19 protein-coding genes, 1 pseudogene and 2 riboswitches are annotated in these 22,825 nt (G+C 31.4%); of the genes and pseudogenes, 9 read left to right on the top strand and 11 right to left on the bottom strand.

What is annotated here, in order from left to right; all coding sequences use genetic code 11:
* Positions 1-100 precede the first annotated feature (100 nt).
* Positions 101-994: a LysR family transcriptional regulator gene (locus tag EBB51_RS04905; protein ID WP_347560944.1), complete on the bottom strand. Its 894-nt coding sequence runs from the start codon at positions 992-994 to the stop codon at positions 101-103.
* A 168-nt stretch (positions 995-1,162) separates the two neighbouring features.
* Between EBB51_RS04905 and EBB51_RS04900 the strand changes: the two genes are divergently transcribed.
* Positions 1,163-2,170: a putative sulfate exporter family transporter gene (locus EBB51_RS04900; protein ID WP_123053431.1), complete on the top strand. Its 1,008-nt coding sequence runs from the start codon at positions 1,163-1,165 to the stop codon at positions 2,168-2,170.
* A 112-nt stretch (positions 2,171-2,282) separates the two neighbouring features.
* Here EBB51_RS04900 and EBB51_RS04895 read toward each other — a convergent pair whose 3' ends face one another.
* The 6 genes from EBB51_RS04895 to EBB51_RS04870 all read right to left on the bottom strand — a co-directional run bounded on the left by EBB51_RS04895 (position 2,283) and on the right by EBB51_RS04870 (position 9,798).
* Positions 2,283-4,007, bottom strand: a complete 1,725-nt coding sequence (locus EBB51_RS04895; protein ID WP_123053430.1) for an NADH-dependent [FeFe] hydrogenase, group A6 — start codon at positions 4,005-4,007, stop codon at positions 2,283-2,285.
* 29 nt (positions 4,008-4,036) lie between these two features.
* Positions 4,037-5,932, bottom strand: coding sequence for an NADH-quinone oxidoreductase subunit NuoF (locus tag EBB51_RS04890; RefSeq protein ID WP_123053429.1), 1,896 nt, complete (start codon positions 5,930-5,932; stop codon positions 4,037-4,039).
* Between the two features lie 12 nt (positions 5,933-5,944).
* A complete protein-coding gene (locus EBB51_RS04885) occupies positions 5,945-6,430 on the bottom strand; it encodes an NAD(P)H-dependent oxidoreductase subunit E (RefSeq protein WP_123053428.1) in 486 nt (161 codons plus the stop codon).
* 178 nt (positions 6,431-6,608) lie between these two features.
* Positions 6,609-7,784, bottom strand: coding sequence for a SpoIIE family protein phosphatase (locus EBB51_RS04880; protein WP_123053427.1), 1,176 nt, complete (start codon positions 7,782-7,784; stop codon positions 6,609-6,611).
* Positions 7,784-9,502 (bottom strand): [Fe-Fe] hydrogenase large subunit C-terminal domain-containing protein, encoded by a 1,719-nt coding sequence (locus EBB51_RS04875; protein WP_123053426.1) that lies wholly within the window; start codon positions 9,500-9,502, stop codon positions 7,784-7,786. The genes EBB51_RS04880 and EBB51_RS04875 overlap by 1 nt, the downstream gene beginning before the upstream one ends.
* Complete coding sequence (locus tag EBB51_RS04870; protein ID WP_279221823.1) at positions 9,499-9,798, bottom strand: (2Fe-2S) ferredoxin domain-containing protein; 300 nt, start codon at positions 9,796-9,798, stop codon at positions 9,499-9,501. Before EBB51_RS04870 ends, EBB51_RS04875 begins: the two co-directional genes overlap by 4 nt.
* Before the next feature lie 170 nt (positions 9,799-9,968).
* Positions 9,969-10,068, top strand: a riboswitch (TPP riboswitch).
* A gap of 56 nt (positions 10,069-10,124) precedes the next feature.
* Positions 10,125-10,233: riboswitch (TPP riboswitch) on the top strand.
* Positions 10,234-10,291: 58 nt separating this feature from the next.
* On the opposite strand from EBB51_RS04870, the gene thiS reads away from it, so the two are divergent.
* The 5 genes from thiS to EBB51_RS04845 all read left to right on the top strand — a co-directional run bounded on the left by thiS (position 10,292) and on the right by EBB51_RS04845 (position 13,811).
* A complete protein-coding gene (gene thiS, locus EBB51_RS04865; RefSeq protein ID WP_123054982.1) occupies positions 10,292-10,486 on the top strand; it encodes a sulfur carrier protein ThiS in 195 nt (64 codons plus the stop codon).
* 68 nt (positions 10,487-10,554) lie between these two features.
* Positions 10,555-11,325, top strand: coding sequence for a thiazole synthase (locus tag EBB51_RS04860; RefSeq protein WP_123053425.1), 771 nt, complete (start codon positions 10,555-10,557; stop codon positions 11,323-11,325).
* 11 nt (positions 11,326-11,336) lie between these two features.
* Entirely contained in the window at positions 11,337-12,437 is a 1,101-nt protein-coding gene (thiH, locus tag EBB51_RS04855) for a 2-iminoacetate synthase ThiH (protein ID WP_123053424.1), read from the top strand.
* A gap of 4 nt (positions 12,438-12,441) precedes the next feature.
* On the top strand, positions 12,442-13,068 hold the full coding sequence (locus EBB51_RS04850; RefSeq protein WP_123053423.1) for a thiamine phosphate synthase: 627 nt from the start codon (positions 12,442-12,444) through the stop codon (positions 13,066-13,068).
* Entirely contained in the window at positions 13,062-13,811 is a 750-nt protein-coding gene (locus EBB51_RS04845) for a HesA/MoeB/ThiF family protein (protein ID WP_123053422.1), read from the top strand. Before EBB51_RS04850 ends, EBB51_RS04845 begins: the two co-directional genes overlap by 7 nt.
* A gap of 47 nt (positions 13,812-13,858) precedes the next feature.
* Here EBB51_RS04845 and fetB read toward each other — a convergent pair whose 3' ends face one another.
* The gene (gene fetB / locus EBB51_RS04840) at positions 13,859-14,620 is read right to left on the bottom strand and encodes an iron export ABC transporter permease subunit FetB (protein ID WP_123053421.1); all 762 of its coding nucleotides are present in this window, start codon (positions 14,618-14,620) and stop codon (positions 13,859-13,861) included.
* Positions 14,617-15,273 (bottom strand): ATP-binding cassette domain-containing protein, encoded by a 657-nt coding sequence (locus tag EBB51_RS04835; protein WP_123054981.1) that lies wholly within the window; start codon positions 15,271-15,273, stop codon positions 14,617-14,619. The genes fetB and EBB51_RS04835 overlap by 4 nt, the downstream gene beginning before the upstream one ends.
* A gap of 252 nt (positions 15,274-15,525) precedes the next feature.
* Between EBB51_RS04835 and EBB51_RS04830 the strand changes: the two genes are divergently transcribed.
* Positions 15,526-16,617: an HD-GYP domain-containing protein gene (locus EBB51_RS04830; RefSeq protein WP_123053420.1), complete on the top strand. Its 1,092-nt coding sequence runs from the start codon at positions 15,526-15,528 to the stop codon at positions 16,615-16,617.
* A 159-nt stretch (positions 16,618-16,776) separates the two neighbouring features.
* On the top strand, positions 16,777-16,959 hold the full coding sequence (locus EBB51_RS04825; RefSeq protein ID WP_123053419.1) for a 4Fe-4S binding protein: 183 nt from the start codon (positions 16,777-16,779) through the stop codon (positions 16,957-16,959).
* A gap of 540 nt (positions 16,960-17,499) precedes the next feature.
* Here the strand turns inward: EBB51_RS04825 and EBB51_RS04820 are convergent.
* Positions 17,500-18,369: pseudogene (locus EBB51_RS04820) on the bottom strand (radical SAM protein).
* A 636-nt stretch (positions 18,370-19,005) separates the two neighbouring features.
* On the opposite strand from EBB51_RS04820, the gene nifJ reads away from it, so the two are divergent.
* Positions 19,006-22,533 carry a pyruvate:ferredoxin (flavodoxin) oxidoreductase gene (gene nifJ, locus EBB51_RS04815; RefSeq protein WP_123053418.1) on the top strand — a complete coding sequence of 1,176 codons (3,528 nt, stop codon included), beginning with the start codon at positions 19,006-19,008 and terminating at the stop codon, positions 22,531-22,533.
* Positions 22,534-22,577: 44 nt separating this feature from the next.
* Here the strand turns inward: nifJ and EBB51_RS04810 are convergent, their stop codons facing one another.
* The gene (locus tag EBB51_RS04810; protein ID WP_190285333.1) at positions 22,578-22,745 is read right to left on the bottom strand and encodes a DUF3787 domain-containing protein; all 168 of its coding nucleotides are present in this window, start codon (positions 22,743-22,745) and stop codon (positions 22,578-22,580) included.
* Between the last annotated feature and the right edge of the window lie 80 nt (positions 22,746-22,825).

The raw sequence follows: 22,825 nt of genomic DNA, 5'->3' as shown, positions 1-22,825 counted from the left end.
TGTTTTGCTTTAACAAAACGAGTTACGAAAAATAATTAAAGGTTTTCCGTAGTGAAAAGCAACAATCACTTTCCTCTGTCCTATGTCCTATGTCCTCCATCTACTTTAGCATGTTATTACAACAAAAATCTATAAATTCATACATAAACTCTTCACATCTAACATATACAAAATTAAATTCTCTAAAAATACGCACACCTTCTATTTCAACCTTTTTTATAATACCTTCATTTAATTCTTTTTTTATTGTCTCCTGCGAAATTATTGAGTATCCAAGATTTGATTCTATAAGTGATTTAATTGCATCAATACTTCCTATTTCCATATAAGGATTGATGTCACCTAGCTTATAACCAAGTTCAAGTAGTTTGTTTTCAAATATACTCCTTGTTCCTGATCCTTTTTCTCTAAGTATAAGATTTCCTTTTAAAACACTTTCTATGCTAACTTTGCCGCTTGCTGCAAATTCATGATGTGGAGATACGGCTAAAATTAGCTCGTCATCTCTAAACTTTATAAATTTAAATTTACTCTTATCAAAAGGTCCTTCAACTAGTGCAAAATCAAGTTCTGAGTTAACTAACTTTTCTAATATTTCTTTAGTGTTATTCACAACAAGAAGTATATTTACATTATCATACAACTTTTTATATTTTCCTATAATATAAGGAAGGACATAACCTCCTATTGTCATACTTGCCCCTACCTTATAAGTTTTTATAATACTAGACTTATTCTTTAATCTCATACTCAATTCCCTATACATAGCTTCTATCTTTTTAGCATAATCAAGTAAAATAAAACCTTCTTCTGTTAAGTCAAATTTATTACCATACTTTTTTATGAGATTAACACCATACTCATCTTCTAAAAACTTTATATGCTGAGACACAGCCGGCTGAGTTATGTTAAGTATTTCTGCCGACTTAGTAAAACTCTTTGTCTCGGCAACGGTTATAAATGTTAGTAGTCTAATATCACCCAATAATATCACCTTTCTGTTAAAAACAATTATTCGTGCTACTATTATAACATATAAGTAACTCTTATAATTTCATAAATATATATAATTTGTTTTATTGGTCACTATACTTTATTATTGAAATGTAAATTAGGAAGCTTCTTAAAATTTATATATATTTTTTAATAAAAGGAGAAACTTATGAATTGGATTAAAAATAATTTGCTTGGAATACTCTTTTCTATTATTCTAGCATTTGCAGCAACCCTTTTAGGAAATTACTTTCCCATAATAGGTGCCCCAGTTTTTGGTATCATTTTGGGTATATTAATAAATAATACAGTTGGTAAGCCTAAAAAACTATCAACTGGAATAAAATTTACATCTAAAAAAATACTTCAATGGGCTATAATTGTACTTGGTGCTGGATTAAATTTAAATCAAGTGTGGAAAACTGGTCTCAGTTCATTTTCTGTAATGATTTTTACTTTAAGTGCATCATTCATTGCAGCTTATGCCTTTGGTAAGTTACTTAAAATTCCATTTAAATTAAAATCATTGATAGGAGTTGGTACAGCAGTATGCGGCGGTTCTGCTATAGCTGCCATAGCTCCAATAATAGAAGCTGATGAAATGGAAGTTTCATATTCAATATCGACCATATTCTTATTCAATATAATTGCAGTTTTAATATTTCCACCTTTAGGTCATCTACTTAATTTTTCGGACAAGGCTTTTGGGCTCTGGGCTGGAACTGCTATTAATGATACTTCTTCTGTCGTTGCAGCTGGTTATGCTTTCAGCAATGCAGCTGGTGCATATGCTACAATTGTTAAACTCACAAGGACTACAATGATTATACCAATATCAATCATTTTTGCTGCAGCTACTGCAATTCAGAAAAAAAGAGAATCAAATAAAGGTCAAGCTGTTAATTATAATCTCGTTAAAATATTTCCATGGTTTATACTGTGGTTCCTAGCTGCATCCTTCTTAAATACCATAGGACTTTTTAAAGGCAGCACTATAAATTATATAAATCTATTAGGTAAATTTATGATAACTACTGCTCTTTGTGCAGTTGGACTTAATTCTGATTTTATGGAAATGATAAAAACTGGTGTAAAACCAATATTCTTAGGTCTTATTGTTTGGTTCACTGTTGCAATTGTAAGCATAGCAGTTCAATTTGTAACTGGACAAATATAGACAGACTACCCCAGGGGTGACTCCACTCCAATACTACCCCAGGGGTGAATCACCCCTGGGGTAGTATATGTCAGGTGTGACTCCACCCCTGGGGTAGAATATGTCATAAATTTTAACAGCTTCGTTTAGTGTATTTAGTATGGAGTAACTTGTGAGCTTTTTCACTATTAGGTTTTCCTAAGAAGTCATTATATAGTTTGATAATTTCTGGATTTTCATGTGATTTTCTTAAAGGTTTATTTCTATCTTCTTCATATAAAGCATTCATTCTGTCCTTTAAGATTTCATAATTGCCGTGAATATATGGTTGTCCACCACCATTAATACATCCACCAGGGCAAGCCATTACCTCAATTACTTGGTAATCTGCTTTTCCTTCTTTTATAGCATTTAGTAATTTACGTGCATTTCCAAGTCCGCTAACAATAGCAGCTTTAATTTCTATGTCCTTTATCTTTACAGAAGCTTCCTTTATACCATCTAAACCACGCACTGCATTGAATTCTACATTATCTAAACTTTCATTAGTTATCCATTCATAAGCTGTACGAAGAGCAGCTTCCATAACCCCACCAGTTACACCGAAAATTACTGCTGCACCAGTAGATTCTCCAAGAATGCTATCAAAGCTTTCATCTTGTAAATTAGGAAAGTCAATACCAGCTTCTCTAATCATTTTAGCCAATTCTCTTGTACTCAAAACAATATCTACATCGTTATTCATTTCAGGTCTTGCAGCTTCATATTTTTTAGCAAGACAAGGCATAACAGAAACTAAAACAATTTTTTTAGGATCTATATTCATTTTTTCTGCAAAATAAGTTTTAGCTATTGCACCAAACATTTGTTGAGGTGATTTACAACTAGAAGGATTATCTAATAAGTCAGCAAATTCACCTTCAAGGAAGTTTATCCATCCAGGGCAGCAGCTTGTAAATAAAGGAAGCTTACCACCATTAGTTATTCTGCCCATTAGTTCTGCAGCTTCTTCCATTATGGTTAAATCTGCAGCAAAATCTGTATCAAAAACTTTGTCAAATCCAAGAGAACGTAAAGCTGCTGCCATCTTTCCTGTAACTGCTTTTCCAATTTCTAATCCAAATTCTTCTCCAAGTGCTGCCCTTACAGCAGGAGCTGTTTGAACAATGACAAGTTTATCCTTATCATTTAAAGCATTCCACACTTTAGAAGCATTATTTACTTCAGTTAAAGCACCTGTTGGACATACTGAAACACATTGTCCACAGAATGTACAATTTGTTTTTAATAAAGGCAAACCAAAAGCAGGAGATATAATAGTTCCAAAACCTCTATTTACAGCAGATAATGCTGAAACAGTTTGGACTTCATTACATATAGTTTCACATCGTCTGCATAATATACACTTATCCAAGTCTCGAGTTATAGAGTAGTTAGATGTATCTTTAGGATAAGTAGACATCTCTCCTTTATATTTAACTTCACGTATACCCATATCAGCAGCTAGAGATTGTAATTCACAGTTAGTATTTTTTTCACAAAGCAAACAATTTTGTGGGTGATCAGAAAGAAGTAATTCTACCACATTTCTTCTAGCTTTTATTGCTTTTATAGAATTAGTTTTTACTATCATTCCATTGGCTGCTGGAGTAGTGCAGGAAGGAGCAAGATTCTTTCTTCCCTCAATCTCTACCATACATACTCTGCAGGAACCTGGTTTATTTTCAACTCCTTGATGGAGATTTAAATGACATAATGTTGGTATATTAATGCCAAGTAGTTTAGCTGCTTGTAATACAGTAGTTCCTTCTTCTACTTGAACTTGGTTATTATTTATAGTAAGAGTAACTAAACTCAAAATGTCCACCTCTTTCCTTAAATTTTTTATCATTTTTTAACTATGGCATCAACAGGACAGCCATTGAAACAAGTGCCGCATTTTATACATTTATCTTTTATGATGGTATGTGGTTTCTTTACGCTGCCTTCAATACAAGATACAGGACAGTTTCTCTTGCACTTAGTACAGCCAATACATTTGTCTGTAATTTCATAGCTAACTAAGTTCTTACAAACTCCTGCGGGACATCTTTTTTCCCTAACATGTGCAGCATATTCATCCCAGAAGAAGTTCAAAGTACTCAATACAGGATTAGGTGCAGTTTGACCAAGTCCACAAAGGGAAGTATCCTTTATTGTTTGTGCTAATTCCTTTAAATTTTCTAAATCTTGTTCAGTACCTTGTCCATTAGTTATCCTTGTTAATATCTCAAGTAGGCGTTTGTTACCTATTCTACAAGGAGTACATTTTCCGCAGGATTCTTCTACAGTAAATTCTAGATAGAATTTAGCTATATCTACCATACAATTATCTTCATCCATAACTATCATTCCGCCAGAACCCATCATAGAACCTATAGATATTAAGGATTCATAATCTATTGCTGTGTCCAAATTTGATGCAGGTATACATCCGCCAGAAGGGCCGCCTGTTTGTACTGCTTTAAATTTACGACCGTTTTTAATGCCTCCACCTATGTCATATATAATTTCTCTTAAACTTGTACCCATAGGAACTTCAACAAGTCCAACATTGTTAATTTTACCTGCTAATGCAAAAACTTTTGTTCCTTTTGAAGTGCTTGTACCAATAGAACTATACCATTCAGCACCTTTATTTATTATTGCAGGAATGTTAGCATAAGTTTCAACATTGTTTACGCAAGTAGGTTTATTCCAGAGTCCGCTTTCTGCTGGAAATGGAGGTTTATTTGTAGGTTCGCCTCTACAGCCCTCAACAGAGTGAATTAAAGCAGTTTCTTCACCACAAACAAAAGCACCGGCACCATATTTTATATCTACATCAAAGTTAAAACCAGAATTTAATATATTGTCACCAAGAAGTCCTAATTCTCTAGCTTGTTCTATGGCTATTCTTAATCTATTAACAGCAAGAGGATATTCAGCTCTAATGTATATAACACCTTTTGAAGCTTCAATAGCATAACCAGCTATAGCCATAGCTTCTAAAACACTGTTAGGATCTCCTTCTAGGATAGAACGATCCATGAAAGCACCAGGATCTCCCTCATCTGCATTACATATAACATATTTTTGATCTGAATTATAAGCTTTTGCAAATAACCACTTCTTACCCGTAGGAAATCCTCCACCACCTCTGCCTCTTAATCCAGAATCAGTAATTAATTTGATAACATCATCTGGAGTCATTTCAGTAAGAACCTTTCCTAAAGCCAGGTAGCCTTCTGCTGAAATACTTTCAGTTATATCTTCAGGATTTATTAATCCACAGTTTCGAAGAGCTATTCTCTGTTGTTTTTTATAGAAAAACATTTCATCTTGTCTTTTAACTTTTTCTTTTATGGCTGGTTCTTCATATAAAAGCCTGTTAACTATTTTTCCGCTTAGCAAATGCTCATTTACTATTTCGTAAGCATCTTCTGGTTTAACATGTATATAAAAAGCATTATCGGGACTTATCTTTACAATAGGGCCTTTTTCACAGAATCCAAAGCATCCAGTAATTTCTACAGTTACTTCTTCTGACAAACCAGCTTTTTTAATTTCTTCTCTTAAATTTTTTACAATTTTGTAACTTTCAGAAGATTTACATCCTGTTCCACCACAAACAGCTACATAACGGCTGCATCTGCTGTTTTCACAAACGAGTTCTTCTTGTTCAGAAGGTTGTCTTAATTTTAAATTTTGAGAATATTTATAGTAAACTTTTTTTAAATCTTCAAATGAATTTATGCTATTCAATAGTATTACCTCCTATTCATTTTGGTTGTACTCATCTAATAGTTTTTCAACCATTTGTTTGTTAAAATGTCCATAAACTTTATCGTTTACAGTTACTACAGGGGCAAGACCACATGCACCTACACATCTCAATACTTGTATAGTAAATTTACCATTTTCAGTAGTTTCACCAATTTTAATTCCTAATTTATTTTGGAACTCCTCAAGAATTTCTCCTGCACCTCTGACAAAGCAGGCAGTTCCCATACATACATTTATAACATATTTACCAGTAGGTTCTTCAGTAAAATATGAGTAAAAAGTAACAACACCATTAACCTTAGAAACTGGTATATCTAATTTCTTAGCTACAAATTTTTGAACATCTTTAGATAGATATCCAAATATATTTTGAGCTTTATGAAGAACAGAAATTAAGCAACCTTTTTTATCTTCAATATTGCTAATAAATTGTTCTAGTTCACAAAAACAAGAATCGTTCAAATTATTACAATACATCAATATAACCTCCTAAGTGATATATTTTTCACATAATCAGATTATATCAGAAAAAGTCGAAAAATAAACAACTTTCGTAAAAAAGTTTACAGGAAAATACATTTAAAAGTAACAAATAATAGGATTTCTAAACCTCAAGTTAATTTTTGGAATAGAAATCCTGCAATTTTACAGTTAGCTATACATAATTTATATGCACATTTTTTCCTAGTTTTTCCATTAAGCTGCATAATTCTTGTACTAATTTTAATTTTATACTTAAATCTATAGGGAAGTTTGGATTTTGATGAGCTGGATTCACAGCTTTTCCAACCCATAAATTTAAGTGTGTACATTCTTCAATAAGGATTTTGAGAAGAGAAGAAACTCCATCAGTTCCTTTCAATTCTAAATCATAATGACTGTTTTCTCTAATTTCATCTGTATATTTTTTCATTTTTTCTACAGTTTTATTTAAAGTTAATACCCCTTCTGTTATTAAATCTATACCTTCCATAGCTGCAGTAGGTGGTACTTCTTTATCCGAGAAATTTAAATTAACTTTAAGCTTTCTTTTAAGTTCTCTCTCCGCAATATTGGCAGCAGTCCCCCCACATATTATTTTTTTACCATTACTATTTATAAATTCTTTTATGACAATACTATCAAATTCTCTATTTGCGGGAGGTCCCGTAAACATATTTACAAAACATGGTTTTCTAACCTTTATACATACTGTAGTAGTATCATCTCCCGGCTTAAAATTATATAATTCTCCACATGTCTCTAATAAATCTTTTGTAATTTCTTGAGAACTCAAATTGTTAAGTGATCTTTTCTTAAGATAAGTTTCAACATCTTTCCACTGCCATCCAAAGTTCAATATATTTCCAAGCCCTGCATGTACTACTCCGTCACTTACTATAGTAATTATATCGTTTTCTTCTAGCAATATGTTGCTTTCCCTTATAATCTTCCCATTTACGACAATTTCATTTTTTTTAATATCCATACTTTTCCCATTTCTTATAACAAAAATAGGAGGATTATCATATTCCGCTATATAGGCTTGTCCATTATCATAAACTTTAATAAGAGTAAAAGTAGAATAAGCAATATTTCTTACTTTACACACGGGCAGAGTATTAGCTATAGTGTCTACTGTTTCATATATATCTGCTCCTTCTTTGAGCATAGTTCCTGCAATTTTAGATGTTAAAGTAGCAAGAATATTTGCTTTAACTCCGCTGCCGAGTCCATCTGCCATAACTACTATTGTACAATCTTCTAATCTTATGACATTTACCATATCACCTGGGAGCTCTTCTCCATGTTTAATTAAAGTGCCATAAGCTGCATCTACAAAAAGTTCCACTAACCGTCACACCCCTTCTGATCTTCTACTAGTTTCTTTAATTTGGTTAATGCCATTTTAGTTTCTGCAGTAGTTTCTCCGAGTAAGCTTGCTATCTCTTGTGCTGCTCTCATTTGCTTTTCTATAACTTCTTGAGTCGTATTTATGGTATTTTCTTTAAACTTTAAAATCTTCTCTCTATTTTTTTCTTCTTCTGTAATATTTACTAGTGCAACCATCACCATATCCTGTTTTCTGAGATATACAACAGTTTCTATAAAATTCACATTATATTTAGGATTAGAAATTTTTTTACCCAATATACTTTTTTCAGTTTTTTTAACATATTTAAAGTCTTCATCATCCATGATTAATGATATAGGTTTATTTTTTATATTTTGAATTTTTATCATAAAAATATCTTCAGCTGCTGGATTAATATCTTTAACTTTCATGTGTCCATCTAAAAATATAATACAGTTTAAACTATTTTCAAATATAACATTTCTTACACTTTCAGCTTTACTTCTCATATAATGAAGACACATATTTGTTTCTGCCATACCTTCAAATACAGCTTGAGCCTTCTCTTTACAAGTATTATATCCACATACTCCACAATTAAGTTCATCTTCTTCACTATACTTGCCCATCATGTTCATTATTTTTTCTATTTCATCTTCTGATGCCTTTTGTTTTTTTATCTGCTTATCTGTGAATACTGCAGCAAAATCTATATGATTGTTTAGATGTATCTTACTTTTATTAGTAAAACACTTGCTGCTAATATATTTCTTAACCTTTTGGACCCTTTTATAATATCCTTTTTCATTATTAATCATTTTAGGTCCACCTATACAACTTCCCTTGCAAGCGTTAACTTCAATAAAAACATGATCAATTTCTTTTTTCTCAATACTTTTAAATAATTCCATACATTCTTCTATTCCACTTACAGATATAGTTTCTAACTTTTTTTCTTCTATAGCAGAAGATATACATTTTACTATACCACCTAACATTGGATAGTTTCTTCCATTCATAAATGAATTTTCATCAAATTCTTCTTCTAAATCTTCTATCTGCATATTCAAACTTTGAATCCAACTTGGAATTTCTTCAAAAGATAGTACTGCATCTACTACTTCTTTATTTTTAAGACTCTGAGTTTCAATTTTTTTAGCTATACAGGGTCCAATAAACACTACAAAACTATCTTGTCCATATACCTCTTTTAATAATTTTCCATGAGCAATCATTGGTGACACTACCGGAATCATATAAGGAATTAAACTTGGAAAATACTTTTCAATCAAATAGTTAGCAGAAGGACATGCCGTAGATATATATACTCGTTTATTTTCACTTTTTATATATTCTTTATATAAATTAGAAACTACATCTGCTCCAGCTGCTGTTTCTTCCACATATTTAAAACCTAACTTTTTTAGTAAGTGAACAAACTTGTTAGCGTTTATATCAAAAGCTCCTGGAAAAGAAGGTGCCACACTTGCTATAACTTTTTTACCAGAAGCTACAGCATATTTAACTCTTTCCAAATCACTTACTATATGTCTTGCATCTTGAGGACATATTCCCAGACAATGACTGCATGCTATACATCTATCTTCTACAATTTCAGCTTGCTCATTTTTAAATTTTATAGCCTTTACCGGACATGAACGTAAGCACTTATAGCAGTTTTTGCAATTCGCACTGGAAAAGTTCATGTACTTCATTTTTTTATCCTCCCCAATATTTCGTTTTCAAAAAATTTGTCTATATTATTTTCATTAACAGAATATACTTTTTCTTCTTCATTAATTTTCACTGAAACATCATGTGCACAATATCCTAAACAAAAAGATCCCCTCAATTCTACAAAACTTTTTAATTGATATTTTAAAATTAAATTTTGAAGACTTTCTATTACATTTTGTGAGCCTTTTAAATAACACGCACTTCCTACACAAATACTAATTATTATCATATTTTCACCTTGTACAATAAAAATACATAAAAATTTATTATACATTTTCCTTTCTAAGCACAAATTTTTTTAATATGATAAACTGTTTTTATGTCTGTTTAAAGTTTTTATAATATAATTTTAAATGAAAAAGTGAAAAAATTATACATGTATAATTTGTATAAACTGTTTACACATATCTAAATAAGTGGTATTATATGTATATAAGTTAATAAAAGTGTTTGCAGGGGGACCGTTTGGTTGAGAAGGTTAAAACCTGACCCTTTGAACTTGATGTAGTTAACACTACCGTAGGGATGCAAATCAATTAATATGTATATTTCAAGGAGTGCTTAACAACATAAGTACTCCTTTTTGTTTTAAAAGTAAATACAATATTGTATGGGAGCTCATATAGATGTGCTGAGAGTAAGATGTTATCTTTTACCATTACAACCTGATTTGGATAATGCCAACGTAGGAAACTTTATTTGATATGTTTGATTTTTATGGAAAGCATTATTTGCTTTCCATATTTTTTTTGAAAGGAGGTCTTAAAGTGATTGTAAATGGAGAAGAAATGAATTTTGCTGACAACTTAACTGTATCTGAGTTATTGGACAAACTAAACATAAATGAAGAAACAGTTGTAGTTGAATCGGATTTGAATATAGTAGATAAAGATAATTATAAAATTAAAAAGCTTTCAAGTGGTTCTAAAGTAGAAATTATCCGTTACGTCGGAGGCGGTTAATCTATGATTTAGTAAACGTACACAATATTAATTTTTTAATAACATAATAAAAAAGGAGAGTTAATTTTATGGATGAATTAGTAATAGCAAATAAAAAAATAAATAGCAGATTTTTTGTTGGAACTGGGAAATTTACATCAAATAAAATAATTCCAGAGGTACTTAAAAGTTCCGAAGCTCAAGTTGTAACAGTAGCCATGAGACGTATAGATATTCACTCTACAGATTCAGATGACAATATATTAAATTTTATAAATAAAGATTGCATACTTGTTGCAAATACATCAGGTGCTAGAAATGCTGAAGAAGCTATAAGACTTGCACATATTTCCAAGGCAATGGGATGTGGAAACTGGGTAAAAATCGAAGTAATTCCAGATAACAAATATCTTCTTCCGGATAACTATGAAACTATAAAAGCTGCTGAAACTCTTGCAAAAGAAGGATTTGTAGTACTTCCTTATATAAATCCAGATTTAATGGATGCAAAAAGGCTTGTAGATATTGGTGCTTCAGCAGTAATGCCTCTTGGTGCACCTATAGGTACTAACAGAGGGCTTAAAACTAAGGAACTTCTAAGAATTTTAATTAATGAAATAGATATTCCAATTGTCGTAGATGCTGGTATAGGCAAACCATCTCATGCTGCAGAAGCTATGGAAATGGGTGCTGATGCAGTACTTGCCAATACTGCTCTTGCAGCAGCTGAAAATCCAGTACTTATAGCTGAAGCTTTCAAACTTGCAGTACAAGCAGGTAGGAAAGCATTCCTTGCAAAGCCGGGCATTGAAAGAGAATTTGCTGCCCCATCATCTCCTCTTACAGGATTTTTAAGATAGGAAGTGTAAAAATGAGTTTTTATGATGTAGTTCAAAAATATAAGGAATTTGACTATGATAAATTTTTTAATAATGTTACAGATTCACAAATTGAAAGAATAATTTCAAAAGATAGCATAAATGAAATGGAGTTTTTAGCACTACTTTCTCCAGCTGCTGAAAAACATATTGAAGAAATGGCACAGAAAGCTCATAACATATCCATTAAGTATTTTGGTAAAAATGTTGTACTATATACTCCAATGTATGTTGCCAACTATTGTGAAAATAGATGCGCATACTGCGGATATAACTGCACAAATAAAATAAATAGAAAAGTTTTAACCATTGGAGAAGTAGACAAAGAGGCTAAAGCAGTATATGACATGGGGTTCAGGCATGTAATACTTCTAACTGGAGAATCCAGAATATATTCGCCAGTCTCATATATAAGAGATTGTGTAAAGATTTTAAAAAAATATTTCAGTTCAATATGTCTTGAAATATATTCACTAACAAAAGAAGAATACAGCGAATTGATAAAAGCTGGTGCAGACAGCCTTACAATGTACCAGGAAACATATAATGAAGAAGTTTATTCAAAAGTGCATCTTGCTGGTCCAAAGAAAAACTATAGATATAGACTTGAAACTCCTGAAAGAGCTTGTGAAGCTGGTATGTATTCTATAGGTCTCGGTCCATTATATGGTCTTTACGATTGGCACAGGGAAGCTTTTCTTGGAGGACTTCACGGTGCATATATTCAAAATAAGTTTAAAGGAGTCGATGTAAACTTTTCAGTTCCAAGAATAAGACCTCATGCTGGAACATTTAATGACCTTCATGAAATAAGCGATAAAAATATGGTTCAAATATTACTTGCCCTTAAACTATTTGTACCAAGATCTGGCACAAACATAACAACACGTGAATGTATGGAAATGCGTAACAATCTTATCCAACTTGGAGTAACTAAAATGTCAGCGGGAGTATCTACAGAAGTTGGAGGACATACTCAGGTAAATCCAGGTGAAGAACAATTTGATATATCTGATAAAAGAAGTCTTACTGAAATTAAGGATGTAATAGTATCCAAAGGATATTTCCCAGTAATGAAAGATTGGGGACTATGATAGTATGGGTAAAAAATTGTACATGGTCACAAATAGAAAATTAGCCCCCCCAAAAAAATTATTTCATATAATAGACGAGGCAGTTTTAGGTGGTATTGATGCCATAATACTCAGAGAAAAGGATCTTAATTGTAATCAAATAATTCAAATAGGAAATGAAATTAGAAGGATTACTGAAATCAGGAATACACCTCTTATAGTAAATGGTAACCTCGATGCCGCTTTAAAATTAAATGCTGAAGGATTTCAGACAAGTTATGAAAATTATATGAATAGTGGAATTAAGTTTAAAGGCATTATTGGAGTGTCTGTACACAGTACTACAGAAGCCGTAAATGCATATAAAAAAGGAGCCAGCTATCTTCTTGCAGGTCATGTTTTTGAAACGAACTGCAAAAAAGGACTCAAAGGCAGGGGAATTTCATTTTTAGAAGATATATTAAGTAAAGTTACAATACCAGTCATAGCTATAGGTGGAATAAATGAAGATAACATAGACAGCGTATTAAAAACCGGAGTTAGTGGTGCTGCAGTTATGTCTCTTATTATGACTTCAAGCGATCCATTTATCACAACAAACAACTTAAAAAAACACTTTAAAGAAGTTAAAACGGAGGAATGCAAATGCTGACAGAAAAGATGCGTGAAAAATATGCAAGACACCTTGTATTAAAAGAAATTGGAGAAAATGGTCAAGAAAAGCTTTTAAATTCCAAAGTATTGGTTATTGGAACTGGAGGACTTGGTTCTCCAGCTTCAGAATACCTTACTGCTGCTGGTATTGGAACACTTGGACTTGTTGATTTTGATAAAGTAGATCTATCAAATCTCCAAAGGCAAATAGTTCACATGACAAAAAATATTGGAACATTAAAAGTTTTATCTGCAAAAGAAACTCTTTCAAATTTGAATCCAGATATGAATATAATAACTTACAATGAACGCCTTGACTTTAACAATATAAATGACGTAATAAATGACGTAGATTATGATTTCATTTTAGACTGCACGGACAACTTTGAATCAAAATTTCTCATAAATGATGCTTGTGTTAATCTAAAAAAACCTTTTTCTTATGGCGGTGTCATAAGATTTAATGGTCAAACTATGACTTATGTTCCTAATAAAGGACCCTGCTATAGATGCATATTTTTAAATCCACCTTCAAAAGGTGCTGTTCCAACTTCAAAAGAAGTTGGAATAGTGGGAACTACCCCAGGGGTTATAGGTACTATTCAAGCAACTGAAGCTATAAAATATATCATTGGAATAGGGAAACTACTCACTGGATATCTTTTAATATACGATGGTCTTAAAATGGAGTTTAGAAAAATTAAAACATCCATAAGAAAAAACTGCAAAGCTTGCAGTTAAGTGGAAACTACCCCAGGGGTATTTATGACCCCTGGGGTAGAATAATGTTATATCAATTGTTTTTTATCATTGAAGAAGTTGGTATAGTACAAATAGCATGCTATAAATGATGCTATAGATGTAGTTGAAAGCATCATAAATGTAACCATTATCTGATATCTAACAGCATTTATAGGTGACGTTCCTGCTAAAATAAGTCCTGTCATCATTCCAGGTAATGATACAATTCCAAGTGTTTTTGTTGAATCTACAGTAGGAAGCATTCCAGTTTTAATAGAGTCCCTTATTATATTTATTGATGCTGGTAAAATATCTGCACCAAGCGCTAGTTTAGTCTCAACTTCTTCTTTCTTATTTTTAAAATTCAAGCTCATTTGATTAAAGCATAATCCTATTGCTACCATTGAATTACTTATTATCATTCCTCCTATAGGTATTATTTGATATGGTTCATACTTAATTGCCTTAGAAAATAAGAGTACAGCCAAAGTAATAATAGTTCCAATTGATATTGAAACAAATGATATCCATAAACCACTTTTTAATTTTATACTTCTCTTTGCAGAATTATATGAGGCATTAAAAATCATAAATAATAGTAAAAATGTAGTAAACAGCGGGTTTTTTAATCCGAATATGTAATTTAAAAGATATCCAACAATAGTTAATTGAACTACAGCTCTTATTGCACCAATAATTGTTTCTTTTTCAAGTTTTAGCTTTTGGAAATACGAAAAGCCAAGTGAAATCAAAACAAGTACTGATGATATAAGAAGTGATGAAATATTCATTTCAGCTGAACCATTCATTTTAACACCTCCAGTGATTTTATCCTGCCATCTTCTATTGTCAATAATTTATTTGCATATTTTTTACTTTGTTTCGGGTTATGAGTTACCCATAAAATTGTAATACCTTTTTCATTTAAAGACTGAATTACACCTTCAACAATTGATGTATTATCTACATCTAGAGCTGATGTAACTTCATCTAATAAAAGTACTTCTGGTTCAAATAGCAGTGTTCTTATAAGTGCTATTCTCTGTTTTTCTCCTCCTGAAAGGTTTTTAACTTCTTTATCCAAATAGGACTCATCTAATTTAAAACTTGAAAAAAGTTTCTTTACCCTATTTAGATTAAATTTAGTATTTCTTATGGTGTATGGAAATTTCAAGTTATCTATAACAGTATCCCCAAAAAGATGTGGAGTTTGAAAACAATAAGCTATATTTTTTCTCCATTCTATTGGATTATATTCCAAGCAGCATTTATTTTTATATTTTATATTTCCTCCTGTAGGACTTATAAGGTATGAACACAATTTTAAAAATGTGCTCTTACCACTTCCAGAATGACCTACTATAGAAACAAAATCACCTTGATCAATTTTAAATGATATATCTTTTAATATAGATTTTCCATCATTAAAATAAGATACATTTTCAAATTCTAGTAAAGACAACATAAATTCCTCCTTTCAATCTAGTTGTAATATTCAATCAAAAAACACCTGCAATTTTACACATTTAGCTAAAAGCATTGCTTTTTACCTTTATTACTACAGATACTATTATACCAAAGTATTGTCTTTTATCTACATTATAAATATCCTCTTGAATCTCAATAAGGTATTTAGAAATTCAAAAATATCACGATTATATATACATAAATGTTATATGTTACTAGGTTATTAATGTATACGGGGTGAAATAATATGTCATTTAAAAAAAGTTCATTACTAATTAGCAAACTAAAACCGGGAATGATATCAGCAAGCGACATTACATTTGAAGGTAAATTATTAGTTGCAAAAAATGTAGCTATTACAGAACAAGCTATAGAAAAGTTAAAGAAAAATTATATTATTAATAAAGTAGATGTTTATATAGAAGATACAACAGAATTTCATGATAATTCTAAAGTGAAATCTTATGAAGAACCTTCAAATTTAAAAATTAAAACAATACATGAACTTGAAAATACATTTAATGAATTTTCTTCAAATCTTAAAGATATTTTTAATGATATTTCAAATCTAAAAGTTCCAGAAATAGATCCTATAAGAGTATTTTCAAAGAAGCTGCAAAACGAATTAAAATCCACAGGAATAGTTATTAGAAATATAATTTTTTATGGCAGCAAGGGTGATCCTATCTATAGACACAGTATAAATACAGCAGCTATAAGCTATATACTTGGTAAATGGTTGAACTTTAGTGAAAAAGAATTGAATTTATTAACGTATTCTGCAATATTCCATGACTTTGGGAAAATGCAATTAAGCAAAAATTTACTAAATAAGTTTCCAAATCTTACGCAAAAAGAATATGAAACTTATAAATCCCATGTGGTGCTGGGATACAACTTTGTAAAACGAATTCCATACCTAAACTTTTCTGTAACTTGTGGTGTATTAATGCATCATGAAAAAATGGATGGTTTAGGTTATCCTTTTGGAATTAAGGAAGATAAAATTCATAAATTTGCAAAAATAATAGCTATTGCGGATTTATTTGATAATATTAGCTCAGATAGATATTTTAAAAAGGCCAATGGTCCATTTGAAGCATTAAAATTCATTCAAGATGAAGGGCTTGGTAAACTAGACTGTAAATACTGTAATGTATTTCTAAGTCACATAATAAATTATTATATAGGTGAAAATGTAATTTTAAGTAACAACAAATCATACAAAGTAATTCAAGTTAATATAACTGATTTAACAAAACCGCTGCTGCTTGATAACAATGGATTTCTTGATTTAAGAAATGAAAATGACTTATATGTTAAAAAATTAGTACCTTAATGAAATTACAAAAATAAGATTAAAACAAAGGGGACCTGCTTTATTTAGGTTCTCTTTGTTTTTAATTTTACTTAACAAAAAATCAAGTTAAACATATACTGAAATGTAACATATAAACTTTAGTATTATATACAAATTAATCAAGAGGAGACGTTGATAATGAAAATAGTTGTTATAAAAAATAATTGTCCACAAAACCATAAATGTCCTGCAGTAGAAATGTGTCCTGCAAATGCTCTAACTCAATACAATTTCAATGCACCTGTTGTAAATCATGAACAATGTCTACAATGCGGCAAATGTGTCAAACTATGTCCAATGGGAGCTTTAAAAATTGTTTAGCTTATAGGATTTCTAGTTTGCAGCTTAACTTACACTCCGGGAAATATATACAGCCTTTGACACTGTAAAAACTTTTAACAAGTTTAAAGCTCTTATTTTGAAAATTCAAGAGGCTCAAATAAACTCGCAAGCTCAAACAGTATTTGGGCCTCTAGAATTTTCTAAAATACTTCGCTAAAACTTGTAATAAAAGTTTTTAATGTGTCTTCAGGCTGTATATATATCCCTGCGTGTAAGTTGATTTGTAAATTAAAATAACTATACATTCCTTTTAGCTTAAAACTTAGTTTGCACGCAGGGGTATGTTGCCAAAATGAAAGCACATATAAATACTTTTTTATCATTCTTGGCGAAATATTTTAGAAAATCTATAAATATTGATATTGTTTGAGGCACGAGTTTATCAATGTTTATTAGATTTTCAAAATACTGAGCCTTAGAATGATTAAAAGTATTTATCGTGCTGAAGTTTGGCAGCATATCCCGGAGTGTAAACTAAGTTTGGAACTAGGAACCCCATATAGGTAGTTTAATTTTCTGCTACAATGCTCTAAATTCTTCAGGTTTATAGCCGTGCTCACCTTTAAGTACAGCATCGATTTTTTCAATTATAATGTCTTTATCCCGTGATAATGTTCCCCCTAACGATACATAATTTGAAGCATGATTGCTTCTAAAAATACAACTACTGACTTGTATATTTTTAACAAGTTAACGTGTCTCAAACATAACTTCCTCAGGTGTTAAAGGTTTGAAACTTTCTGAATTTATATCCTCATACATTTGAGTCCCTCTTTCAACCATAAGAGTTAAAAGTCCAACATAATCTGGATCAATTTCACTTATGACTTTTGCAGATTCATGGGCATTTTCCTTCCATTTATCTTTTCCACCTATTCCAGAAATCAAAGTAACCGAAAGTCTTATACCGCTTTGTTTAACTTTTCGTCCTGCCTCTATGATTTGAGAAGCAGTTACTCCTTTATTTATTTTTTCTAATATGTAATCACTTCCACTTTCTATTCCCATATACAGCATTTTTATTCCAGATTCTTTAAGTTCCTTAAGTTCATTTATAGATTTTCTCAAAACATCTTTTGGTGCAGCATAAGCAGAAACTTTTCTACACTCTGGAAATAGTTCTCTTATCTTTAATAGTATACTTTTTAATTTTTCTGTTTGAAGTACAAGCGCATCACCATCAGCTAAAAATATCTTTTCTACGTAATTATATGCTTGTCTTGCCTCATTTAAATCTTCATATATCTCTTCTAAGCTTTTTATTCTAAATTTTTTATTTTTATACATGCTGCAAAAACTGCATTTATTATGTGAACACCCTATTGTAACTTGAATTATCAAACTATACGCTTCACTTGGCGGTCTGTATACAATGCCTTCATATTCCATATATAACATCTCCTTTATACAAAATACAAAATATATATCCTATCTGATTATTTACTACTTTAACTAATCAACATAAAGATTATAACAATAATTTTGTATTAAGTCATAATTAAGTAGTTGATTTTAAGCCTGTACTAATATAATTTATATAGTATAGATAATTTTTTTAATATCTAAATACTATCTGGAGATGTTTATATGATAACTATTCAAGAAAAAGCTCTTAAATATGCTAAAAAAGTTCGAGGCTGCTTTTTAATTAAAACTATTTCTAACTCTATAGGTTGTTGAAATGGTGAGACGAAAAAAGTCACAAATCTCAAGGTTGAGATTTTAAAATATTTTAATAGAGAATACTATGAAGATTATGATGAATATGAATATCAAGGAATTAAAGTTTATATATTAAATAGTTTAATTTTAAGTGAAAATGTTCATATATCTATCCTCCTCAAACTTCCATTCATGAAACCTAAATTTAGCGTAAGCGGCATAGCTATACAATAGCTTGCCCCTTGCCCAACAGCGTAATTATATAATTAAAATTTAGAATTTTATCTAAATTAATGAATTCAATTGACGTACTTTGTAAATACTAAATATGTTAAAAATTATTTATAGAGGAGGAAACATAGTATGTCAAAAAAGTTAAAAACCATGGATGGAAACCAAGCTGCTGCTGAAGCTTCCTATGCCTTCACAGATGTTGCTGCTATTTATCCTATAACACCATCTACTCCGATGGCTGAATTTGTAGATGACATGTCTGCTCATGGTAGAAAAAATATATTCGGTCAGCCAGTTAAACTTGTTGAAATGCAGTCAGAAGCTGGTGCTGCTGGTGCTGTCCACGGATCGTTAGCTGCTGGTGCACTAACAACTACATACACTGCTTCACAAGGACTGCTTCTAATGATACCTAATATGTATAAAATAGCAGGTGAACTTCTACCTGGTGTATTTCACGTAACTGCCCGTGCACTTGCAACTCATGCATTATCAATTTTTGGCGACCATCAAGACGTTATGGCAACAAGGCAAACTGGATTTGCACTTTTAGCATCATCTAATGTTCAAGAAGTCATGGATATGACAAATATTGCTCATCTTTCAGCAATTAAATCCAGTATACCATTTTTACACTTTTTTGATGGTTTTAGAACATCACATGAATATCAAAAGATTGAAGTAATTGACTATGCTGATATTGCAAAATTAGTAGACTACAATGCAATACAAAAGTTTAGAAATAAATCTTTAAATCCAGAACATCCTTCTGTTAGAGGAACTGCCCAAAATCCTGATATTTATTTTCAACAAAGAGAATCTTCAAATAAGTTTTTCGATGCTGTTCCTGACATCGTTGAAAACTATATGAGGGAAATAGAAAAAATCACTGGGAGAGTATATCATCCATTTGATTACTATGGAGATCCAAATGCTGAATATGTAGTTGTGGCTATGGGATCAGTTTGTGACACTATAGAAGAAACTGTAGATTATTTAAGACAAAATAATAAAAAAGTAGGTCTTATAAAAGTGCACTTGTACAGACCATTTTCTTCTGATTATTTCTTTAAATATTTACCTAAAACGGTTAAAAAAATTGCTGTCTTGGATAGAACAAAAGAACCTGGTTCCACAGGAGAACCCCTTTACTTAGATATAGTAAATTTATTCTATAATAATCCAGATAAACCTGTAATAGTTGGTGGAAGATATGGATTGGGTTCAAAGGATACAACACCTTCTCAAATCCTAGCTGTATTTAAAAATCTTGAAAATCCTAATCCAAAAAATAGATTCACAATTGGAATAGTTGATGATGTTACAAATACATCTCTACCAGAAGACGAGGTAATAGATACATCACCTCAAGGAACTATAAGGTGTAAATTTTATGGTTTGGGTTCAGATGGTACTGTTGGTGCAAATAAAACAGCAGTTAAAATCATAGGTGATAAAACAAACTTATATTGTCAAGCTTATTTTTCATATGATAGTAAAAAGTCCGGCGGAAGTACAGTTTCCCACTTAAGATTTGGAGATAAACCAATAAAATCACCTTACTTGGTTTATGAATCAGATTATACCGCTTGCCACAACAAATCTTTTATTTACAATATAGATGTATTAAAAGGTTTAAAGAAAAATGGAACATTTGTTTTAAACTGTCCATGGCAAGAAAGTGAATTGGATGAAAACCTGCCTGCTTCAATGAGGAGATATATTGCCCAAAATAATATTCAATTTTATATAGTTGATGCAATTTCAATATCACAGAAAGTTGGGTTGGGTTCTAGAATAAACATGGTAATGCAAGCTGTATTCTTTAAACTAGCAAATATAATTCCTGCAGATCAAGCAGTGCAATATTTAAAAGACTCTGTAGAATACACTTACGGTAAAAAAGGTAAGAATATAGTTGACGCAAATAAGGCAGCAATAGATGCTGGTGTAAATGCTGCCCATAAAGTTACTGTACCAGAATCATGGAAAGATGCTAAAGGCCAAGATATTCCTAAAAAAGAAGTTCCTGACTTCGTTAGTAAAATTGAAAGACCCATGGCAAGACATGAAGGAGATGAACTTCCAGTTAGTGCCTTTAAGGGAATGGAAGATGGTACTTACCCAGTTGGCATATCAGCTTATGAAAAACGCGGAATTGCAGTTCGTGTACCTGAATGGCAAATTGACAAGTGTATACAATGCAACCAATGTTCATATGTTTGTCCTCATGGTGTAATAAGAGCATGCTTGGTAAATAATGAAGAACTACAAAAAGCTCCTAAAGAATTTTTAACTAAGAAGGCTGTTGGCAAAGGTCTTGAGAACTTACAATATCGTATTCAAATAAGTCCACTTGATTGTACTGGATGTGGAAACTGTGCAGATATCTGCCCTGCTCCAGGTAAGGCCCTTATAATGAAACCTGCCCAGGAACAAATAGATGAACAATCTGGCAACTTTGAATATGCCTTAAAAATTACTTCTAAAGAAGGATTAATGGATTTGCACACAGTAAAGGGAAGTCAATTTGCAAAACCTCTATTGGAATTTAACGGTGCTTGTCCTGGCTGCGGTGAAACTCCTTATGTCAAACTCTTGACTCAGCTTTACGGAGACAGAATGATGATAGCAAACGCAACAGGCTGTTCATCTATTTGGGGAGCAAGTGCACCTTCAATAGCTTACACTACAAATAATTTTGGCAAAGGACCTTCTTGGGGTAATTCATTATTTGAAGATAATGCTGAATATGGATATGGAATGTTCCTTGCTGTAAACCAAATGAGAGAACGATTAGCTGATTTGATGAATCAAGCTGTGACAATGAATATAAATTCTGAACTCAAAGAAGCTTTTAAAGAATGGCTTGGTGGATTTAATGATGCAGATATTTCAAAAAAAGCTTCTGCAAAGATATTAAAACTAATAAATAATGAAGATCTTAAACAAAATAATATTTTAAATGAAATTCTCATGAAAAAAGATTATTTAATTAAAAAATCCCACTGGCTAATTGGCGGCGATGGATGGGCATATGATATAGGATATGGTGGATTAGATCATGTTCTTGCACTAGGTGATGATGTAAATATATTTGTTTTGGATACGGAAGTTTATTCAAATACAGGCGGTCAATCATCAAAGTCAACTCCTACTGGAGCAGTTGCAAAACTTGCTGCAAGTGGTAAAAAAACAAGGAAGAAAGACTTAGGATTGATGGCTATGACCTATGGAAATGTTTATGTAACTCAAATAGCCATGGGTGCAAATATGAACCAGGCCATTAAAGCAATTACAGAAGCAGAAGCTTATAAAGGTCCTTCCTTAATCATAGCTTACGCACCTTGTATAAGTCATGGTATTAAAACTGGAATGGGAACGAGTATGGCTGAGGAGAAAAAAGCCGTTGAATCTGGTTACTGGCACTTATTTAGGTATAATCCTATGCTAAAACAAGATGGTAAAAACCCATTTATATTAGACTCAAAAGAACCTACAAAACCATATATTGACTTTATCAATGGTGAAATCCGTTATTCTTCATTAAAGAAAGTCTTCCCTGAAAGGGTTGAAAAAGCATTTCAGGAATCTGAAAATAATGCTCGCGAAAGATACAATATTTACAAAAAATTATCATCTCTTCAACATTGCTAATAATAAAAAGTCTAACCAATTGGTTAGACTTTTTATTATTAGCATCATTTTTCATTAGAATCTACATATTCCTTGGCATTTTTAACATCGAATTCACTTGGCACGGGTACATTTGAAACTGGTTTTGACTTGTGAATATTTGCCCATGCTGCAGTATCATGTTTTTCAATTGGAGATTCCATAGAACTATCCTTAACTCTATCTTCTTCCATAACAACTCCTCCTTTCATAGATATTATCTCTAATTTTAAAAAATGTATGAAAAATTATTATTTAATTGAATCATTGAATC

This window comes from Clostridium sp. JN-1 (genome assembly GCF_003718715.1).
GTDB lineage: Bacteria > Bacillota > Clostridia > Clostridiales > Clostridiaceae > Clostridium_AV.
This window is presented reverse-complemented; position numbering and strand designations above follow the sequence as displayed.